Below are 17,603 nucleotides of genomic sequence, written 5' to 3'. Positions count from 1 at the left end.
AGCGCGATCGGCGAGGTGGTCGTGCAAGGGGCGATCGCATGAAGATCACGAAGATCGAGCCGCTGCACGTCGGACAGTTCATGTATGCCCGCGTCGAGACCGACGAGGGCATCACCGGTGTCGGGGAGGCGGGGATCTGGGGCCACATCCGGACTGCCGGCACCGCGATCGAGCGCTTCGCCGAATACCTCGTCGGCAAGTCCCCCTTCCCGATCGAGCATCACTGGAACGTGATGCACCGCTTCAGCTACTTTCAGGGACTCGCGATCAACTCGGCGATTTCGGCGATCGACATCGCTCTTTGGGACATCAAGGGTAAGGCGCTCGGGGTGCCGATCCACGAGTTGATCGGCGGGGCTGCGCGCACGAAGGCCCGGATCTACGGCCACATCTACGAGGACACGATCGAGAAGGTCCTGGAGGAGTGCCAGCGCAAGATGGAGGCCGGGTTCAACGCCTTCGGCCACATCAACCCGTTCCTCGACGAGGGCGACGACCAGGTCTGGTTCAAGACCCACATCCGCAAGATGCGCGACGCCATCGAGAACGTGCATCGCATGCGCGAGGTCGTCGGCGATCGGGTCGACCTGCTGGTCGAACTGCACCGCCGCCTCACGGTGCCGGAGGCCATCACCTTCACGAACGGCATCGAGGACACGCTCCCGATGTTCGTCGAGGACCCAATGCGCCCGGACGGCCCAGACGCGATGGCGCGCATCGCCGAGAAGATTCGCGTGCCGATCGCCACGGGCGAGCGCTTCTGCACGATACACGAGTTCGAGACGATCCTGGCGCGCAACGCCTGCGAGTTCGCACGGGTGGATGTCTGTACCTGCGGTGGCATCACCGGCATGAAGAAGGTCGCCGCCATGGCCGAGGCGCGCCACGTTCAGGTCGTGCCGCACAACCCGCTCTCGCCGATCGGCCTCGCCGCCTGTCTCCAGGTCGCCGCCGCCATCCCGAACTTCGCGATCCAGGAATACGCCACAGGCTTCGAGGCCGGCACCTTCACCTCGACGATGAAGCACCTCGGCCACGACGTGGTCGACGCGGTGCCCGAGCCGAAGGACGGCTTCGTCGAGATCCCGCGCGGCCCGGGCCTCGGCATGAGCCTGCTGCCGGACGCGCAGAAGATCCGGCCCCCGCTGGTCAAGCCGATCGCCATGCGGCCGCACCTCGACGGCTTCGTCATCGATCAGTGAGGCGTGGTGAGCGGAGCGGGCCGGGCGTTCGCCCCGCTGGCGGCGCCGGGCGCGTGATCCGGCCGGACGTTCGGCAAGAAGGAGAGCAGGTATGATGGGATGGCGGGCACGTCTCGGCTTCCTGGTTCCTCCGGGCAATCCGACGGTCGAGGTCGAGATGGGCGCTCTGGCCGCCGTGCCGGGCGTCTCGGTCCATTACACCCGGATGAACGCGACCGGCGCGACCGGAAGCCTCGCGGGACAGGACGCGCGCAACCGCGAGCAGATCGCCGGCCTCGACGCCAACATGGACCTGCTCTGCCTGGTCAAGCCGAAGGTCGTCGTGCTGGCACACACCGCGACCAGCTACACGCTCGGGCAGGCCGAGGAGGCCGCCCTCGTCGCGCGGATGGAGGAGCGCTACGCCACACGCTTCATCACCGCGTTCGGGAGCGTCGTGGCCGGGCTCCGGCACCTCGGCATCCGCTCGATCGCCTTCGGCACGCCCTACGCGATGGAGGCGACCCTGCAGGGCAAGGCGCTGCTCGAGGCGCACGGCTTCGCCGTCGTCAGTCACGGTAATCTGCCGGGCGTCCGCAACATCTACGATGAGACGGCGGAGCGGGCCTACGGCCTCGGCCGCCTCGTGGACCATCCCGATGCCGAGGCCCTGGTGCTGAGCGGCGTCGGGATGCCCACCCTGGCGACGATGGCCACGCTGGAGCGCGACATCGGCAAGCCCGTGATCTCCGCGACCTCGGGCATGATGTGGAACGCACTGCGCGCGGCAGGCCTGCGCGAGGCCATAGCGGGGTACGGCGCCCTGCTGGCGGGAGCCACTGGGTCGGCCTGAGGTGCACGGAACGCCCCCATAGCGATGCGCTGCACGTCGCCGCGTGAGGCGGCCCAGACAACAGCCGGAGGCCTCCTTGCGGACACGAGCGGAAGCGATGGGCTGGTACGGCCAATTGGATGCGACCGAGCGCCGGACGTTCTGGGCGTGCTTTGCCGGCTTCGGCCTCGATTCCATGGACAACAGCATCTACGCGCTGGTGATCCCGGCCCTGATCGCCACGCTCGGCCTCACGCGGCCCGAGGCGGGTTACCTCGCGACCGCGGCCCTGGTGGGCGCTGCGGTGGGGGGCTGGGGCGCCGGCGTGGCGGCGGATCGGATCGGTCGGATCCGGGTCCTGCAGGGGACCATCCTGTGGGTCGCGCTGTGCACCTTCGGTGCCGCGTTCGCGACCGGGTTCGCGCCGCTGGCCCTGCTGCGCTTCGGCCAGGGCATGGGCTACGGCGGCGAGGCGGCGGTCGGGGCCACCCTGATCAGCGAGGTGGTGCGGCCCGCCCTGCGCGGGCGCGTCGCCTCCGCGGTCAGCAGCGGCTACGCCGTCGGCTACGCGGGCGCCGTGGCGCTGTTTCCGGTCATAGCCAGCCTGTTCCCGCAGGACCTCGGTTGGCGCGTGTTCTTCGCGATCGGGCTCATCCCGGCCGCGGCGGTATTCCTCATCCGCCGGTTCGTGCCGGAATCCGGCGTGTACGCCGAGAGCGCCGCCGCACCGCGCCGTACCGGCGGACTGGATGCAGTCTTGCGGATCTTCACGCGTGCGCATCGGCGGACGACGCTCGTGGCCGCGACCCTGTCGACGGGTATCTTCGGCGGCAACTACGTGATGATCATCTGGCTGCCCACGTACCTGCGGACCGCGCTCGGCTTCACGGTCGCGACCAGTGCGGGATACCTCGCCGCCAACATCGCCGGCTCGCTGGTCGGCCCTCTTCTCTACGGCCAGTTGGCCGATCGGGTCGGCCGCCGGCCGGCCTTCGGCGCGTTCCTGCTCCTACAAGCCCTCAATGTCAGCCTGTACGTGTTCGCCGCGCCGAGCCTCGGCTCCCTGATCGGGCTGAGCTTCGCTCTCGGCGCCTGCCAGAACGCCCTGGCGTCGGGCATGACGCCGACCTTCGCCGAGTTGTTCGAGACGAGCCTGCGGGGGAACGCCCAGGGCTTCTGCCTCGGTGGCGGCCGAGGGTTCGGATCGGTGATGCCGGCCCTCGTCGGGCTCATCGCCGCGGCCGCTCCGCTCGGCACTGCGATGGGCGTATGCGCGTTGGGCGCCTACGCCGTAGCCTTGGCCGCGACCCTGGCGCTGCCCGAGACGACTGGCATCGAACTGGGAGGCGTCGGCGAACCGCCCACGACGGGCCGTGATGGTCCGGGCCGCACCTGCCGTGCGCGATAGCCGTTCGCGCGGAATGGTCTACGCAGCTCGCCGCGATCCGCCTGATCTGCACGCCGCCGCGGCCCCAGACGCGTCCGAACCGAATCCTCCGCGTGCGCACACGCACCACCGCAGGACGTCACACGACAGCGCGCCGAGACAATGGCAGGAGAGACCCATGGACATCGATCGACGCCTCCTCCTCGCCGGCGCGGCCGCGCAGCTTCTGCCGGCCCGCGCAGCCTCGGCCCAGGAACGCCGCATCACCCCGGCCGAGGCCCGGATGAAGGCCATCGTGGTCGGACCGGACGGGGCGAGCCTCGCCGAGGTCGATACCCCAACGCCGAAGGCCACGGAGGTGCTCGTCCGGGTCCGGGCGGCCGCCCTCAACCGTGCCGATCTCGCCGTCGCCGCGGGGCAACCGCACGGCCCAACCGGTGGGCCCGGCGCGATCCCGGGCCTGGAGTGGGCCGGAGAGGTCATGGCCGTCGGCGCGGCCGTGAGCGACATCCATCCCGGTGACCGCATCATCTGTTCCGGCGCCGGCGGCTACGCCGAGTATGCCGTCGCGGATCACGGGCGAACCCTCCCGCTTCCAGCGGGCCTGTCGTTCGAGATCGCCGCGACCCTGCCGGTCGCCCTGCAGACGATGCACGATGCCCTCATCACCCAGGCGCACCTGCAGCCGGGCGAGACCGTGCTGATCCAGGGCGCGAGTTCCGGGGTCGGACTGATGGGGCTTCAGATCGCCCGGTGGCGCAAGGCTGCGGTGGTGATCGGCACGTCGCGAAGCCCCGAGCACCGCGCGCGCCTGCCTGAGTACGGTGCAACCCTGGCGATCGACACCAAGGATCCGGCTTGGCCCGAGCAGGTGCGGGCGGCGGCCGGCGGCCGGGGCGTCGACGTGATCATCGATCAGGTCTCCGCGCCGGTGGCCGACGGCAACCTGCAGGCCGCGGCCGTTCTGGGCCGCATCGTCAACGTCGGCCGCCTCGGCGGGAGCCGGGGCGAGTTCGATTTCGACCTGCACGCCACGAAGCGCATCAGCTACATCGGCGTGACCAACCGGACCCGGTCGATCGAGGAGCAGCGCGCGATCACCGCGCGCGTCCGTGCCGACCTGTGGCAGGCGATCGCGGCCGGAGGTTTCAGCCTGCCGATCGACAGCCGCTATCCGCTGGCCGAGGCGCCGGCCGCGCTCGCGCGCATGAAGGCGAACGCGCATTTCGGAAAGATCGTCCTCGTGACGTGACACCGAGCATCGGTCCCTGAACCGAGGCGAGAATGTTTCCCGCAAGGAGGTCGTCGGTCCCCACTCCCGCACCCGGATCCGCTTGTGCGTGTCCCGAGCACCCGCGTTCCGGGAGGGCGCCACCTCAGGCACTCCGCCAAACGTCAGGACGCCCTCCCTCTTCCCCCGATGCCAAGTGGACGATCGCGGAGGCGTGCCTCGCTGGATTCGCCTCCTGTGTCCCGAGGGTCGCTCCCGAGCGGACGATCTGCGGACCAAAATGGTATCCGGGAATGCAGGGCGGAACAGCGGCGCGAGGTCGATCCTCGATGAGGCGCCGAACCATGCTGACCGCTGGGACGGGTCTCCGGACTTCAGGCACGCCCCGTTCCGGACCGTCCGGCTGCGTCTAGGCTCGCGTTTCCCACCTCAAGCGGATATCAATTCAACGATCGACGTTCTCCCTTTCCGCAGTCGCTCGCAGGGCCTGGCCCGCCACAACGTAACGCGTAGGGCGCAAGCCCACGCCCCGACGATTTCCCGAAGGTTCCTGGGAATAGCCTCCGGCAGCCTGTCCTGCACCTCATCGGACGAGCGTGACGGGACCGACGACGCCCGGCCTCGCGAAGATCTGGCAGCCGGCCTCGATCCGGACGGAGCACCGCAGCCGGACGATCAACAGCACGGCGAAGGTGATGTCACGCTCCCCGGTCACCAGGTCGACCATCGACGCCACGTCCTCCCGGCTCGGCATCACGGGGAAGCTCGGGTGGGAATGCCACTCGCCGAGGTAGTTGAACCGCCGATAGTCCGCACCCGTCCTCCGGAAGAACGCGTCGAGTGCCGCGCGATGATGCTCCGGGCTGCGCACGAAATGGGCTCCCGTGCCGCTGGTCTCGTCCACGGTGAACTCGACGACGCGGAAGCGGTCGTGCTCCAGTTGCTCGCCCATGAGGATCCCGCCGATCTCGCGTCGCCCGGCCCGGCGCAGGTGGCGCCCGAGTCGGGCGCGCTGGTCAGGCGGCAGGCTGATCGTCGTCATCGACCACCGCCGGCATCAGCTCCCGGATAAGGGCCAAGCTCTCCTCGGCCGACGCGGTCGTCGCCTCGGGCGACCATTCCCTTGCGCCCAGAAGGTCGATGGGCCACGTCTCGAACGGTGCGTCGAACATCCATCCCGCCCGCAACGCGACGACGTAGGCCGGCGACGGGAAGATCGTGTCCGCGGGACGCGCGAGCGCATCCGTCGCGAACCGGGCGAGGTGGGCGGCGATCGCGCCCACCTCCGCGTCGTCGGCCACCCAGGTCCCGTCGGGGCCGCCTCCGTAGGGATCGGCGCCGGGGTCGGTCTGCACGGGGATGCCCCGCGCCTCGAACCACGCCGCGATCCGGCCCCTGGCGACCTGCGGCTCAGGTTCCAGGTCGGGCCGGACGCGCGCCACGAGGCCGCCGATCCCGCCCGCGAACACCTCTCCCCACACCAACGGCCGGCGGTTCCGCGAAGCGACCGCCGCACAGAAGTTGAACGCGTGCGGATCGGCCGTGGCGTCGACGATCACGTCGCAGGCTGCGAGGTCCGCGAGCACGGACTCGGTCGTGCCGGAGCTTTCCTGTCCGCCGAGGGGCACGCGCCGCTTGGTCACCTCGACTTTCCCTCGGACGGCCGCGAGCCGGGCCGCGAGCGCATCGACCTTGTGGATGCCGATCGCCGCCAGGCCGAGCTCGTTACGGACGAGGTTGCCCGGCAGGAACACGTCGTCGTCGATCAGGACGAACCGCCCGAACCCGGCTCGGGCCAGCGTCACGGCGACCTTCGAACCCAGGGACCCCGTGCCGACGATGCCGACGGTCTTGCCGCGCAGGGCGTCGTAGGCCTCCGGCAGCCGACGCCCCGGGTCGGTGATCGGCAGGGTCTGGTATTCGACGATGCTCCGCACGCCCTTGCTGTCGTAGACGTAGTAGACGACCACGTCGCCCGGCGAGGCGAGGACGACATGCACGCCACCCGGCATCCGGACGAGGCGTGCATCCTCCACGAGGCCGAGCCCTTCGAGCGCCGCCGCCAGACGTTCGACAGTGAGCCCGCGTTTCGGCGCAGCGGGATCAAGGGATACGACCCGGGCCGGGAACTGATCGGAGCCTGCCGTGCCCGGCTCCCATGCCCCCGCGATCGCTTCGCCGCCCACCTGGACGAGGGTCGACACGAAGGTGCCGGCACGCAACCTCTCGGACACGAGCGCCTCGACGGACGCTCCTTTCGGAACGAACGACAGTCGGCGCTCCGCCTGCGGCATGAGGAGGAACCGGAACGGTTGCCCCCTCGTCCGCTGCCCGAGCGTCGCATGATGGGCCGACGGCACCCCTCGATCGCCCTCGCCCCGTTCCCCGGAGATGAGGCGGTGCGCGCTTTCGATCAGCATCGCGCCCGTGACGTCCGGCACCCAGTTGTCTGGCCTGTACTCCAGGCACAGTTGCCCGTCTGCGTATTGATGCCCGGAGAGGCGACCGCCGTCCCGGGGCACGATCCGCGGCGGGGCATGGGGATGCAGCGCCGCGTAGGTCATCGTCAGCGGGAAGGTCTCGGCCCCGTGCGCGACGTCGAAGTCGACGGTCAGGGCCAGGTCATCTCCCACGTACCAACGGATGCCGCCCAGCCATCCCGCCCCTTCGGCGAGTTCGGCCACGGCGGCCTGTTCGGACCTTGCGCGGCCCGGATCTGTCACCCACCAGGCCATTATGCCGCGCCGAACCCCTGCGGCTTCGATGGCGCCCGCTGCTTGTCCGGGAACGAGAAGCCGGCGCCCGCGGGCGCTACGGACGCCGTCCTGAGCAGAGGGGAACCCAGAGACGGCTGGCGCCGCTTCCGGGCCCTCTCGGCGATAGAGGTGCCCACGCCACGGCCGACCGACGCGGTGATGACTTGGCGGTCGGTGGTCTGGGCCGCCTGCCCGAAATCGCGGCGGGCCTGCCCGAGCCATTCGAAGAACGCCTCGGCCCGCTCCGGATGCTTCTCCCACTTGTCCGCGAAGTTCTCCAGGGGGTCGGTCGGGTTGGGTATCGAGTACCGACCGCCGGTTTCGGAGATGTGCGCGTCCATGCCCTCAAGGATCGCGATGAGGGCCTGTCCGGTCGTCTCCTCGCTGCCGTAGGCGTGTGCGGCGAGGGTCGTGACGATAATCGAGATGGGCCGCACATCCGGCCGCTTCTCGAACATGTGGTCGCGATGGCGCTTCAGGATCATCACCGCGGCCTGCAGCGGCGTGCGCACCTTGTGATCGGGGATTTCCTCCACGCTGGCGTGGACCCTTTCCGCGAGCTTGCGCTTCCTGCGCTCCAGGGCGATCGCCATCCGGCCGCGGAACCAATCGGCGTATGCCTTCGGGTTGGAACGGGGCCACTCGTCGGTCACTACCGTGTAGGTCGGGACCTCGCGGTCCGTGATGGCGATGGCGGTCTTCGACCACTTCGGATCGTGACCCCGCGCCTCCAGGAGAAGGCGCACGGACCGCTCGTTCGGAAGCGCGGGCACGATGTCCATGTGGAACTGCGCGCCATCGGCGTAATCGAGGACCCAGCAGCGCCGCCCCTCGCGCACCGGCTTCGTCATGCTCTGCGCGTCGTGGTAGGCCTCGATCTCGCGACCGAGCATGGCCTTCAGCGTTTGCTGGCTGAGCTGGGACTTGCCGAGCTTCCTCAGCTCGCAGACGGAGTCGATGTCGTACTCCTCGGCCTCCGTCAGCGGCCGGATCGTGGTGCCCAGCCTGAAGGAGCCCTGGACATAGACCTGGGGATCGTACTGTCGCACCGTCGACGCGGGCCGATGCAGCCATTCACCCAGGGACTTGTAGCTCCGCTCGGCCTGCTCGTAGCGGCTCTCCGGCACGGCGAGCTCCTCTGCCAGGTCGTCGAGGTAATCCTCGCTCTCACGGGTCGGCTTCGGCAACGGCTCCTCCTCGGCCACATCGTGCCCGGGTCGCGCGACCCTGCGGGCCAGCCCGGGCTTGAAGAATGAAAAGGGAACATCCTATACCCTGCTGCGGAGGGGGACGCCATGGCAAAGACCCGGATTCCAGGTAAAACCCAGATCGAGCTCTGGGCGCGGGCGGCAGGTCGGTGCGAGTATCGCGGCTGTAACCACGACCTCGTCGGAGACTTGATCGCGGGGCGGGAGGACGGAACCTTCGGGTTCATCGCCCACATCGTCGCCGACAGCCCCGACGGGCCGCGCGGCGACGCGGTCCGCTCTCCCCAGCTCGCCAGGGATATCAAGAACCTGATGCTGCTGTGCGCCACCCACCACAAGGGCGTCGACGTCGATTACCTCGCCAGCCACCCGGAGGCCGTCCTGCTGGCCATGAAGGCAGAGCATGAGGACCGCATCGCCATCGTCGCCGGCATCGACGAGGACCGAGCCTCCTACGTGATCCGCTTCGCGGCCAGCATCGGCACGAACAGCGCGCTCGTCGATACGCGGTCGATCTTCATGGCCATGCCGCCCGACCGCCACCCGGCCGAGGGGAAGACCATCGACCTGGAGCTGTCCGGGTGCGACTATCAGGACCACGAGGAGCCGTACTGGACGTTCCAGCGCGACAACCTGCGTCGCCTCTTCGCGCGGAAGGTGAAGGAGCGCATCGAACAGGGCGAGGTCCGTCACCTCAGCGTCTTCGCGCTCGCGCCCCAGCCCTTGCTGATTGAGTTGGGCTGCCTCCTCGGGGACATCGTGCCGACGACGGTGCACCAGCGGCATCGGGAACCCGCGACATGGCGTTGGCAGGCCGCCCAGCCGGCCATCGCCTTCCGAACCACGGATCCGGGGGACCGACCCGGCGGCACCGTCGCGCTCAAGCTCGCACTCAGCGCCACGGTGAACGACGAGCGCATCCAAGCCGCGCTGGGGCCCGACGCGGCGATCTGGTCGCTCACGGCCGACACCCCCCACAACGACATCCTGCGCCGCCCCGAGGACCTGTCCGCGTTCAAGACGCAGCTTCGGCAACTGCTGAATCGCATCAAGGCGGTGCACGGGGAGGGCGCGACCATCAACGTGTTTCCCGCGCTGCCGAACTCCGCCGCCGTCGAGGTCGGGCGGGTTTGGATGCCCAAGGCGGATCTGCCGATGGTGATCTACGACCAGAACCGCTCGGCCGGCGGTTTCATCAGGACGATCGAGATCCGACCCTGAGGACCGGCGACGATGCGGCCAGGTGGGCATGGGCCCATGTCATCGCACGCGCACCGGCGCGACTTCGATCCCACATAAACCAATGCGTCGGATGGCGACACTCGGCGGTTGTAAACTCTCTAACCAGAAGACTCTGGAGCCGGTGGAGGCGCCCCCTTGTCGGACCTTGAACGGATCACGGATGCTCCGGGCATAGCATTCCGCCGCACCCTGATGCCGTCGTCACCGGATCGGCCTGCGGTATGACGATGCGAGGATCTCGAACCGCCAAGCGCACGATGCGTGGCGATGCCGGGACGTGAAGGTCGCCGCCTCGTCGTTCGCCACGCGGGAGCGAGGAGCGGTTCATGGCGGATCGGAGTGGGCGGGGTCACGCGATGGCGAAGCTCAAGCGCATCATCAAATGGACGTGGCACGTCCTCGTCGCCGCGACCGCCATTTCGGCCATGATCGCGGTCGGCGTCCTGATCGGCAGGCCGTCCGAGAAGAGTGGGAACCAGCCGAATTTCGCAGGCACGGACCAGCAGAAGAAGCGGCTAGTCGTCTTCCTCGACGGGACGTGGAACAGCGTCGAGAGCAATACGAACGTTTGGCGCATGCGCGCGCTCTGCGCCGCGAAAGGTGGCGACGGGAAGCCGCAGCTCGTGTACTACGAGGTCGGCGTCAACGGGTTCCTCGGCGGCGTCTTCGGCCAGGGTCTCGATGAGAACATCCGCCTCGCGTACGAGTGGCTCATCGAGAACTACAACGACGGCGACGAGATCTTCATCTTCGGATTCAGCCGTGGGGCGTTCACGGCCCGGAGCCTTGCGGGCCTCGTCGCGATCGATGGCATCCTGAAGGCCGGGTCGCCGATTGGCATCAGCGAGCTGTTCTCGCGGTACAAGAAGGGCGACGAGGAGAGCATCTGGCAACTCAGGGAGGTCGAGAAGGCCGGGCACGCGGGCACGCTGAGCGTGCAGGAGCGGTGGCTGCTGAAATACTCTCAGCCTGCCGAGGTGAAGGTGATAGGCGTCTGGGACACGGTGGGCTCCGTCGGCGTCGCGGCCGGGCGGATCCCCGGGATCAGCCGCTCGTCCTTCGACTACCTGCAGACTGGACTGCGCATCCACATCCTGAACGGATACCACGCGCTCGCCATCGACGAGCACCGCGCGGACTTTGCGCCGACGCTCTGGGACGTGCATCGATCGAAGGACGAGCGGGCGGTCTTCGCCGCGCCGCGCTCCCTCTCCAGCGTCGAGCAGCGCTGGTTCGTGGGTGCTCACGCCAACGTCGGCGGCGGCTACGAGACGGACCTCCTGGCACAGGCGCCCCTCAGGTGGATGATGAGGAAGGCAGAGGGGCAAGGCCTCAGGTTCCGCTCCGAGGTCGAGCTGGATGGGGACGCCCTGAATGCCCCGATCGCGGACTCGTACGGCTCGTTCGGCGGGGGGCTCTACGCCTGGGTGTCCTCGCCCCTGTACCGCACGATCGGCCAGCCGCCCGTCGTGCGCGAGGATGGCAGCCATACGAACGTCAACGAGACGATCGACGCCACGGTCTTCGAGCGGTGGCGCACGGACCCGGCCTACCGCCCGGCCAACGTCGCGGATTGGGCTAAACGGAAGAACGTCGACCCGGCCGGGCTGCTGACGTCTGTCCGTGCGGACGATCCTGCTACGAGCGTCCCCGATCCGTAGGCGGTGCGGTACGGTACGGTAACCTGCGGGGCGGGGCCTATATGTCATCCCCGAGTCATGGATTCCGCTCGCCGGGGAGTTCGGCCGTCGCGTCGGTCCGGCGGCAGGAGCCGGCATCGAGCGGCCGCCGCCCTCGGCGAGGATCTCGATGAACGAGACCCAGTGGCGCTGCGCGCGCGACGGCACGCGGACCCGCGGTGTCGGCCTCGGCGCCACCGTCGTGGCCTTGTCCGTCGGACCGGGCATTGGGATCGTATCTCTCCGTCACGGATCCGGCGGGCCTGGCCCTGGCGGGGATGGAACGTGATCCACGCTGTAGGCGGTCCAAGTCCGAAGCCCTTGCCGACCGTTTCCATGATCGCTCGGCAGGTCTTTGGGCCGGATCGCCACGAATGGCACGCCCGACCGGCGAGTGGCCTGCGGCTGGGGTCATCCCGGGGATCGACGGCTGGCCGACAGCCCCGTCATGACGCGCGCTTCCTGCAACGCGAACGCAGACCCATCACCTAGTCAATACGCGCCCGCAACCCACGGATGCTCGATGCCTACCTCCAGCGACGCCTCCATGCCAATCTGACCCGCGCCGAGCGCGACGGACTGCGTGCGCATCTCACCGATCTGCTCCTCGCCGGACGCTTCCCTACCTATCGAGGCCGTTGGGTCGATGCCAACGAACTGGCGGTCGGGACCGGCGTCCCGGCCGAACGCCTCCGCGCGGTGCGGACCAAGCTGCCGCCGCTCTGCGATGCGATTTGCCGGGCGGCCGCTGCGGCGCGGCCCGACGTCGGGCACGAGGCCCCGGTCCGCGCCGCCCCGAGGCGGTTGCCGAAGCGCGCTTCCAACGGGCGCGACTCCCCTCCCGCCAAGGAATCGACGCAAGTCCCCGCGTTGGACGACGTATCGGCGGTGTCAGACGAACCGCCCGGCTTCGCCGAGGCGTTGCGGTTCCACATGGTCTCTCGCTCGTCCGGGCCGAGACGGGCTGGTTGCGCCAGACCCCGACGGTCGCCGCTCGCCTCGTGCCGATACCGGGGCTCCTTTCGCCCGCCGACGTCGCGGCGGCCCGGGCCGACTGAGAGGGCACATGCGAGGCGATGTCTCAGCACGACCACGGCCGGATGTGGGAGATCATGCGCGTCGCCCGCGCGTACCTGCCCACGGATGCCACCGCCCGAGGCCATGCGCGCTCCGGACGCTCCGGCACCGGAGGTTGCGTGCGGGACGCGAAAGCTTAACGGCTGGACCTATCTGGCCTCCTCCGAACGTGCGTCGGGGCCTCGGCCCGGGGTGGGGGATGGCGACGGCGCACCACGTCCGGTTCGCGTACGTCCCGCGTTCGCGCAGGACTTCTCGCGGTCGAGCAATCCGGGCGTCCGGGCGAACCACACGCATGCCGCCGTCCGCGTGCCGGCCGCGCACGCAGGCCCCCGATGCCCGGCCACGCCTTGACCTCGTGGGCTGGCCGTCAGGTCGGTTCCCTCGCCACGGATCGATCGTCGGAAGCAGAAGGGGCGGCGCCGTGCGGCGCCACATCGGCGAAGCGCGGGGCGCCAGCCAGCGGCGGGCGACGTCGGGCGCGAGCCGACGGGTCGGGTCGGCTGACGCCGCCGGCCATCTTCCGAACCCCGGCGAACGGCCGAGCGATGCCGGATCCGACACCGTCGACGGCGTGGTCCGTCCGAGATGGTTTCGAACGCCGATCCCAGTCACCGCTTGCCGGCCAGAAGTATTCGAGGCGGAAGCGTGCGGACGGGCAGGATCAGGACTATGCCGATGACCACCAGGGTCAAGATCCCGAAGATGAGGTACGCGTCGCTTGTCGTCAGGATCTCGACCTGTTGCTTGACGCTTTCCGCGAACCCGGACAGGCTCCCGGGTACGCGTGGGATGCCGTCGGAGCGCAGCGGTGGCGGGTGCTGCGGCAGGACGCCGGGGCCTTGGATCAATCGCCAGCGGTCGAGCCCGACTTGATCGACAATCCGGTCGGAGTGGAAGTGGCCGCGCCGATGCTCGATCACGTCGAGCAACCACGGCCCCACGACCTCCGCGACCGAGCGGGGGAAGTTGATCCCAGCCGAAGCGAACGGCGCTTCCTCTTCCGACTTCACCGTGTTCGTCGCCATCATCAGCAGCGACATGACAACCATCGACTGACCCACCGACTGCAGTCCCTGCCAGAAGTAGAACTGTTCGCGGTTCCAGTAGACCGTCACGGACGCGCAGCCGAGGCAGGCGGCGGCCATCAAGCCCAGCCCGACGACGCTCACGACGCGGGAGTCGACGCTCCTTCGATCGAGCAGCGGTGCCATCAGCGGCAGCAGGAGAAGCTGGGAGGCGGCGATGACGAGCGTGACCGTCTGGGCCTGCAGCGGCCGGAGTCCGTCCACCTCCGTGAGGAACCTGAGCGGCAGCGGACCGGAGGCCTGAGCTATGACGATGAAGGAGAACAGCCCGACGACTCCGTAGGCGAAGTTGCGCCGGCCCAGCATCTGCAGCTTGATGAACGGGAGTGGATGGAACCACTCGTTGACCAGCAGCAGCGGGATGCCGACGGCGCTGATCAAGGCGAGAACGCAGATCGTCCTGGAATTGAACCAGTCGAGCCGGTCGCCCTGGTAGAGCATCGTCGTGAGCGAGCCGATGCCGACGACGATCAGCACGACGGCGCGCCAATCGAACTGCTTGAACCGTCCGTACTTCGGTTTCTCGGGTGGCAGGCCGTACCAGACCAGCAAGGCCCCGAGCGCACAGAGCGGCAGGGACTGATAGAACGCGAATTTCCATTGGACGACGTCGGACCAGAACGCGCTCACGGTGGGTGCCATCGCCGGGACGAAGGTCGCCGTCAGCGCGTAGGCAGCGAGCCCGTAGAGGCGGATCGGCGGTCCCAGGACGAACAGCGCCGTGTCCATCAGCAGCGGCGTCATCAGACCGCCGGCCAGGCCTTGCAGGATCCGAAGCGCGTAGAATGCCCCGACGTTCGGGCTGAACGGTAGAAGGATGCTCGTCGCCGCGATCAGGGCGATGACTGCGAGCGCCCAGCGCCGCAGGGTCAGGGTCACCATGAACCACGCCGAGACCGCCATGCCGAGTGGTTGCGCCGATAGGTAGAGGCTCTCGATCCAGGTGCCGGCGTCCAGGCCTATGCCGAGGCTGCCGCGCATGTCCGGCAGCGACACCCCCGTGACCTGGTCGTTCAGGTCGCTGGCCATGACGGAGAGCAGAACGCCCGCGAGGCCAAGCAACGGTCTGACGTTCATCGCGCGTGTCGCCTCCGACGCGTCATGGCTGGACGGCTGCGCTCGCCAGACCGTCGAGCAGGCTCGGGATTGCGAGCGGGGGACCGGCGACGGGCGGCGGCGGCCGGAGGCCGTCCGGCCCGTCCGCGACGTCCCAACCGCCACCGAGGGCTCGGTACAGCTGCACCAGGGTTGTCGCGATCTGCACCTCCGCCTCGGCGAGGTCGTTCTGGCTTTGCAGCAGTTGCGCCAGCACGGTGTTGACGTTGAGGAAGTCCGACGCGCCCTCGGTGTAGCGCTGGCGGGCGGCCGAGAGGGCGATCTGGTTCTGGGCGACCGCTCGGGCGAGCTGTCCCCGGCGCCCCTGCGCCTGCGCGTAGGCGGTACGCGCGTCGTCGACCTGCTGCCAAGCCGTCAGCACCACCTTCTGGAAGCGCACGGCGGCTTCCCGTTGCTGCGACTCGCGCAGCTCCAGGTTTCCCTTGAGGCGCCCCCCCTCGAAGATCGGGATCGTCACAGATGGGCCGACCTGCCAGGCCGTCGAGGCTAGATTGAACAGGCGACCGAGCGTCAGCGACTGCACATCGAGCGTGCCGTTCAGCGAGACGCTGGGATAGAAGCTCGCCGCCGCCACCCCCGTCTGCGCCACGGTCGCGCGCAGGCGCGCCTCCGCCTCCCGCACGTCAGGGCGCCGACCGAGCAGGTTCACCGGCAACCCGACCGGCACCGCGCGCGGCACCCGCGGCAGGGCCCTGGCCGGGCGCAGCGTGCTCTCCAACGCGCGTGGGACCTCCCCAAGCAGGAGCCCGATCGCGTTGATGAGTTCGGCCTCCCGGGCGAGCAACGGCGGCAACGCCGCCGCGAACGTGGCCTCCTGCGCCCGCGCCTGGGCGAGGTCGAGGGTGTTGGCCACGCCGTTGGCGAAACGGCTCTGCACTAGCGCGACGTCCTGACCCGCGAGCGAGAGGTTGCGCCGGGCGATGGCCAGCCGCGTCTGCACTCCGCGCAGCTGCAGGTAACCCTGCGCCAGCTCGGCCAGCGCGGCCAGCGCGACGCCGTGCCGGGCCTCGACCGAGGCCAGCGTCTCGGCGTCGGCAGCCTCGACGGCGTGGCGGATCCTCCCGAAGAAATCGAGCTCCCAAGACGCGGCGAGGCCCTCGTTGTACAGGGTGAAGTCGGGCTTGGAACCCGGGGCCGGCTCGACGAGCCTGAGCAGGCCGTTGGGACTCGCTCGCAGATACGCCTCCTGAGACGTGCCTTCGACACGCGGCAACCCCTGGGCGGCGGTGATCCGGATCTGCGCGGAACTCTGGACGACGCGCTCGTAGGCCGTCTTCAGATCGAGGTTCTGCGCGCCTAGCCGGTCGACAAGGGACACGAGCAGGGGATCGCGGAAGCTGCGCCACCAGCGCAGCTCGACATCCTCCTCGCCCTGCACGGTGCGGCTCGCGGACTTCGGCTCCGGGCCCCAGCGCTCCGGTGCCCGGATCACCGGAGGCGCGTAAACCGGCCCCGTCACGCAGCCGGCGAGCAGGGCGCCGGCCAGGGCGGCGGCACCGATCGGGCCGCCGCGCCGGGTGCCAACGCTGCGAGGCGGCGGCATCGTCAACGGCCCGTGACCGCGCGGCGATCATGCGCCTGCTCGGCGACGACGTCCTCCAGCCCGGTATGGACCGTGGTCTCGACGGAGAGGCCGACGCGCAGCAGCTTGGCGAGCGGCTGGTCCGGCTCGAGGTCCACGCGCACCGGGAGGCGCTGCACGATCTTGGTGAAGTTGCCCGTGGCGTTGTTGGGCGCGATCGGCGCGAACGAGGCTCCGCTCGCGGCGGGGATCGCGTTGACCCGCCCCCGCAGCGTGATGTCGTAGGCGTCGACGTGGATCGTCACCGGCTGGCCGGTGCGCATGTGGATCAGGTCCACCTCGCGGTAATTCGCGTTGATGTACACCTCCCGCAGGGGCACGACGGTCATCAGGGTCGCGCCCGGCGACACGACGTTGCCAACCTGGACCGATCGCTGTCCGACCATGCCGTCGATCGGGGCGAGGATGCGCGTGTAGCCGAGGTTGAGCTTGGCTTGCTCCAGGCGCGCTTGGTCGCCCTTGGTCGTCGCGTCGGAGGCGGATTTCTGCTTCTTGAGCACCTCGAGTTGGCGGCGGTTGGCTTCGAGCTGGGCCTGGGCGCCGCGCAGGGCGGCTTGGGCTGCCTTGAGCGTGGTGTCGGACTGCTGGCGCTGCTGGCCGGTGCCTGCGCCCGTGGCGGCGAGGTTGTCGTAGCGGCGCGCGTCGGCCTCCGCGAAGGCGAGGCGGGCACGCGCCGCGTCGACCTCGGCGGCGGCTTGGTCGATCAGGGCCGGTTGGCGTTCGATGTTGGCGCCGATGTCGCCGGACTGCGCCTGGTCGCGCTCGACCTGCGCCTCGGCCGCCGCGACCGCGGTCTCGAAGTCGTGCGAATCGAGCTGGGCGAGCACGTCCCCGGCCCTGACCACGTCGTCGTCGTCGACCGGGACGGCAGCGACGTGCCCCGAGACGCGCGGCGCGATCGTGGCGTAATGAACGCGCACGTAGGCGTCGTCGGTCCAAACGTCGGGCTCGGGCCGGAAGATCACCCACAGGACGCCGCCGACGAAGCCGACCACCACCACGGCCGCCAGGACGAAGGGCCAGCGCGGGATACGGGGCTCGCTCCCGGCATCGGAAGCCCCCTCGTCCGGGGATCCATCCTTTTCCTTCGATCGCTCGTCGTCCTTCCTCGACGGTCGATCGCCTTCGCCCGAGGCGTCGCCTTCCCGTCTCGACGGCTTCGCGTCATCCTTGGACGGTCCGGCGTGTTCGTCCGGGGAACCATCGCCGGGCTCGCGGTCGCTC

Annotated in this window: 13 protein-coding genes; 6 read left to right on the top strand and 7 right to left on the bottom strand. The window is 69.4% G+C overall.

The window, feature by feature from the left end:
• Positions 1–38 precede the first annotated feature (38 nt).
• From BKE41_RS26700 to BKE41_RS26685, 4 genes are all read left to right on the top strand, one after another.
• On the top strand, positions 39–1,202 hold the full coding sequence (locus tag BKE41_RS26700) for a mandelate racemase/muconate lactonizing enzyme family protein (protein ID WP_071000386.1): 1,164 nt from the start codon (positions 39–41) through the stop codon (positions 1,200–1,202).
• Between the two features lie 91 nt (positions 1,203–1,293).
• The gene (locus tag BKE41_RS26695) at positions 1,294–2,034 is read left to right on the top strand and encodes a hypothetical protein (protein WP_071000385.1); all 741 of its coding nucleotides are present in this window, start codon (positions 1,294–1,296) and stop codon (positions 2,032–2,034) included.
• A gap of 97 nt (positions 2,035–2,131) precedes the next feature.
• Entirely contained in the window at positions 2,132–3,421 is a 1,290-nt protein-coding gene (locus BKE41_RS26690) for an MFS transporter (protein WP_083374451.1), read from the top strand.
• 262 nt (positions 3,422–3,683) lie between these two features.
• A complete protein-coding gene (locus BKE41_RS26685) occupies positions 3,684–4,652 on the top strand; it encodes a zinc-binding dehydrogenase (protein WP_071000782.1) in 969 nt (322 codons plus the stop codon).
• Positions 4,653–5,214: 562 nt separating this feature from the next.
• Here the strand turns inward: BKE41_RS26685 and BKE41_RS26680 are convergent.
• The 3 genes from BKE41_RS26680 to BKE41_RS26670 are packed head-to-tail and all read right to left on the bottom strand — an operon-like array spanning position 5,215 to position 8,592.
• Positions 5,215–5,673 (bottom strand): Mov34/MPN/PAD-1 family protein, encoded by a 459-nt coding sequence (locus tag BKE41_RS26680; RefSeq protein ID WP_071000384.1) that lies wholly within the window; start codon positions 5,671–5,673, stop codon positions 5,215–5,217.
• Positions 5,648–7,315: a ThiF family adenylyltransferase gene (locus BKE41_RS26675; protein WP_159392797.1), complete on the bottom strand. Its 1,668-nt coding sequence runs from the start codon at positions 7,313–7,315 to the stop codon at positions 5,648–5,650. The genes BKE41_RS26680 and BKE41_RS26675 overlap by 26 nt, the downstream gene beginning before the upstream one ends.
• A gap of 50 nt (positions 7,316–7,365) precedes the next feature.
• Positions 7,366–8,592, bottom strand: a complete 1,227-nt coding sequence (locus BKE41_RS26670; RefSeq protein ID WP_199825818.1) for a nucleotidyltransferase — start codon at positions 8,590–8,592, stop codon at positions 7,366–7,368.
• Positions 8,593–8,682: 90 nt separating this feature from the next.
• Between BKE41_RS26670 and BKE41_RS26665 the strand changes: the two genes are divergently transcribed.
• Positions 8,683–9,816 carry an SAVED domain-containing protein gene (locus BKE41_RS26665; RefSeq protein ID WP_071000381.1) on the top strand — a complete coding sequence of 378 codons (1,134 nt, stop codon included), beginning with the start codon at positions 8,683–8,685 and terminating at the stop codon, positions 9,814–9,816.
• A gap of 347 nt (positions 9,817–10,163) precedes the next feature.
• On the top strand, positions 10,164–11,498 hold the full coding sequence (locus tag BKE41_RS26660) for a DUF2235 domain-containing protein (RefSeq protein ID WP_245295852.1): 1,335 nt from the start codon (positions 10,164–10,166) through the stop codon (positions 11,496–11,498).
• 510 nt (positions 11,499–12,008) lie between these two features.
• On the opposite strand, the gene BKE41_RS26655 is transcribed toward BKE41_RS26660, so the two are convergent.
• The 4 genes from BKE41_RS26655 to BKE41_RS26640 all read right to left on the bottom strand — a co-directional run bounded on the left by BKE41_RS26655 (position 12,009) and on the right by BKE41_RS26640 (position 17,377).
• Complete coding sequence (locus tag BKE41_RS26655; protein ID WP_071000380.1) at positions 12,009–12,290, bottom strand: hypothetical protein; 282 nt, start codon at positions 12,288–12,290, stop codon at positions 12,009–12,011.
• 914 nt (positions 12,291–13,204) lie between these two features.
• Complete coding sequence (locus tag BKE41_RS26650) at positions 13,205–14,758, bottom strand: MFS transporter (RefSeq protein ID WP_071000379.1); 1,554 nt, start codon at positions 14,756–14,758, stop codon at positions 13,205–13,207.
• Positions 14,759–14,780: 22 nt separating this feature from the next.
• On the bottom strand, positions 14,781–16,340 hold the full coding sequence (locus tag BKE41_RS26645; protein ID WP_071000378.1) for an efflux transporter outer membrane subunit: 1,560 nt from the start codon (positions 16,338–16,340) through the stop codon (positions 14,781–14,783).
• Positions 16,341–16,342: 2 nt separating this feature from the next.
• The gene (locus tag BKE41_RS26640) at positions 16,343–17,377 is read right to left on the bottom strand and encodes an HlyD family secretion protein (protein ID WP_199825817.1); all 1,035 of its coding nucleotides are present in this window, start codon (positions 17,375–17,377) and stop codon (positions 16,343–16,345) included.
• Positions 17,378–17,603: the final 226 nt, after the last annotated feature.

Origin of the sequence: Methylobacterium sp. C1 (genome assembly GCF_001854385.1) — a bacterium.
GTDB classification, from domain to species: Bacteria; Pseudomonadota; Alphaproteobacteria; order Rhizobiales; family Beijerinckiaceae; genus Methylobacterium; species Methylobacterium radiotolerans.
The sequence above is the reverse complement of the archived record's forward strand: the minus strand, read 5'-3'. Positions and strand labels throughout refer to the sequence as shown.

What these genes read in the sequence shown, in the direction of transcription:
- BKE41_RS26700 (WP_071000386.1), top strand. Translation starts at nt 39, where the DNA reads ATGAAGATCACGAAGATCGAGCCGCTGCACGTCGGACAGTTCATGTAT.
- BKE41_RS26660 (WP_245295852.1), top strand. Translation starts at nt 10,164, where the DNA reads ATGGCGGATCGGAGTGGGCGGGGTCACGCGATGGCGAAGCTCAAGCGC.
- BKE41_RS26650 (WP_071000379.1), bottom strand. Translation starts at nt 14,758, where the DNA reads ATGAACGTCAGACCGTTGCTTGGCCTCGCGGGCGTTCTGCTCTCCGTC.
- BKE41_RS26695 (WP_071000385.1), top strand. Translation starts at nt 1,294, where the DNA reads ATGATGGGATGGCGGGCACGTCTCGGCTTCCTGGTTCCTCCGGGCAAT.
- BKE41_RS26680 (WP_071000384.1), bottom strand. Translation starts at nt 5,673, where the DNA reads ATGACGACGATCAGCCTGCCGCCTGACCAGCGCGCCCGACTCGGGCGC.
- BKE41_RS26690 (WP_083374451.1), top strand. Translation starts at nt 2,132, where the DNA reads ATGGGCTGGTACGGCCAATTGGATGCGACCGAGCGCCGGACGTTCTGG.
- BKE41_RS26685 (WP_071000782.1), top strand. Translation starts at nt 3,684, where the DNA reads ATGAAGGCCATCGTGGTCGGACCGGACGGGGCGAGCCTCGCCGAGGTC.
- BKE41_RS26645 (WP_071000378.1), bottom strand. Translation starts at nt 16,340, where the DNA reads ATGCCGCCGCCTCGCAGCGTTGGCACCCGGCGCGGCGGCCCGATCGGT.
- BKE41_RS26665 (WP_071000381.1), top strand. Translation starts at nt 8,683, where the DNA reads ATGGCAAAGACCCGGATTCCAGGTAAAACCCAGATCGAGCTCTGGGCG.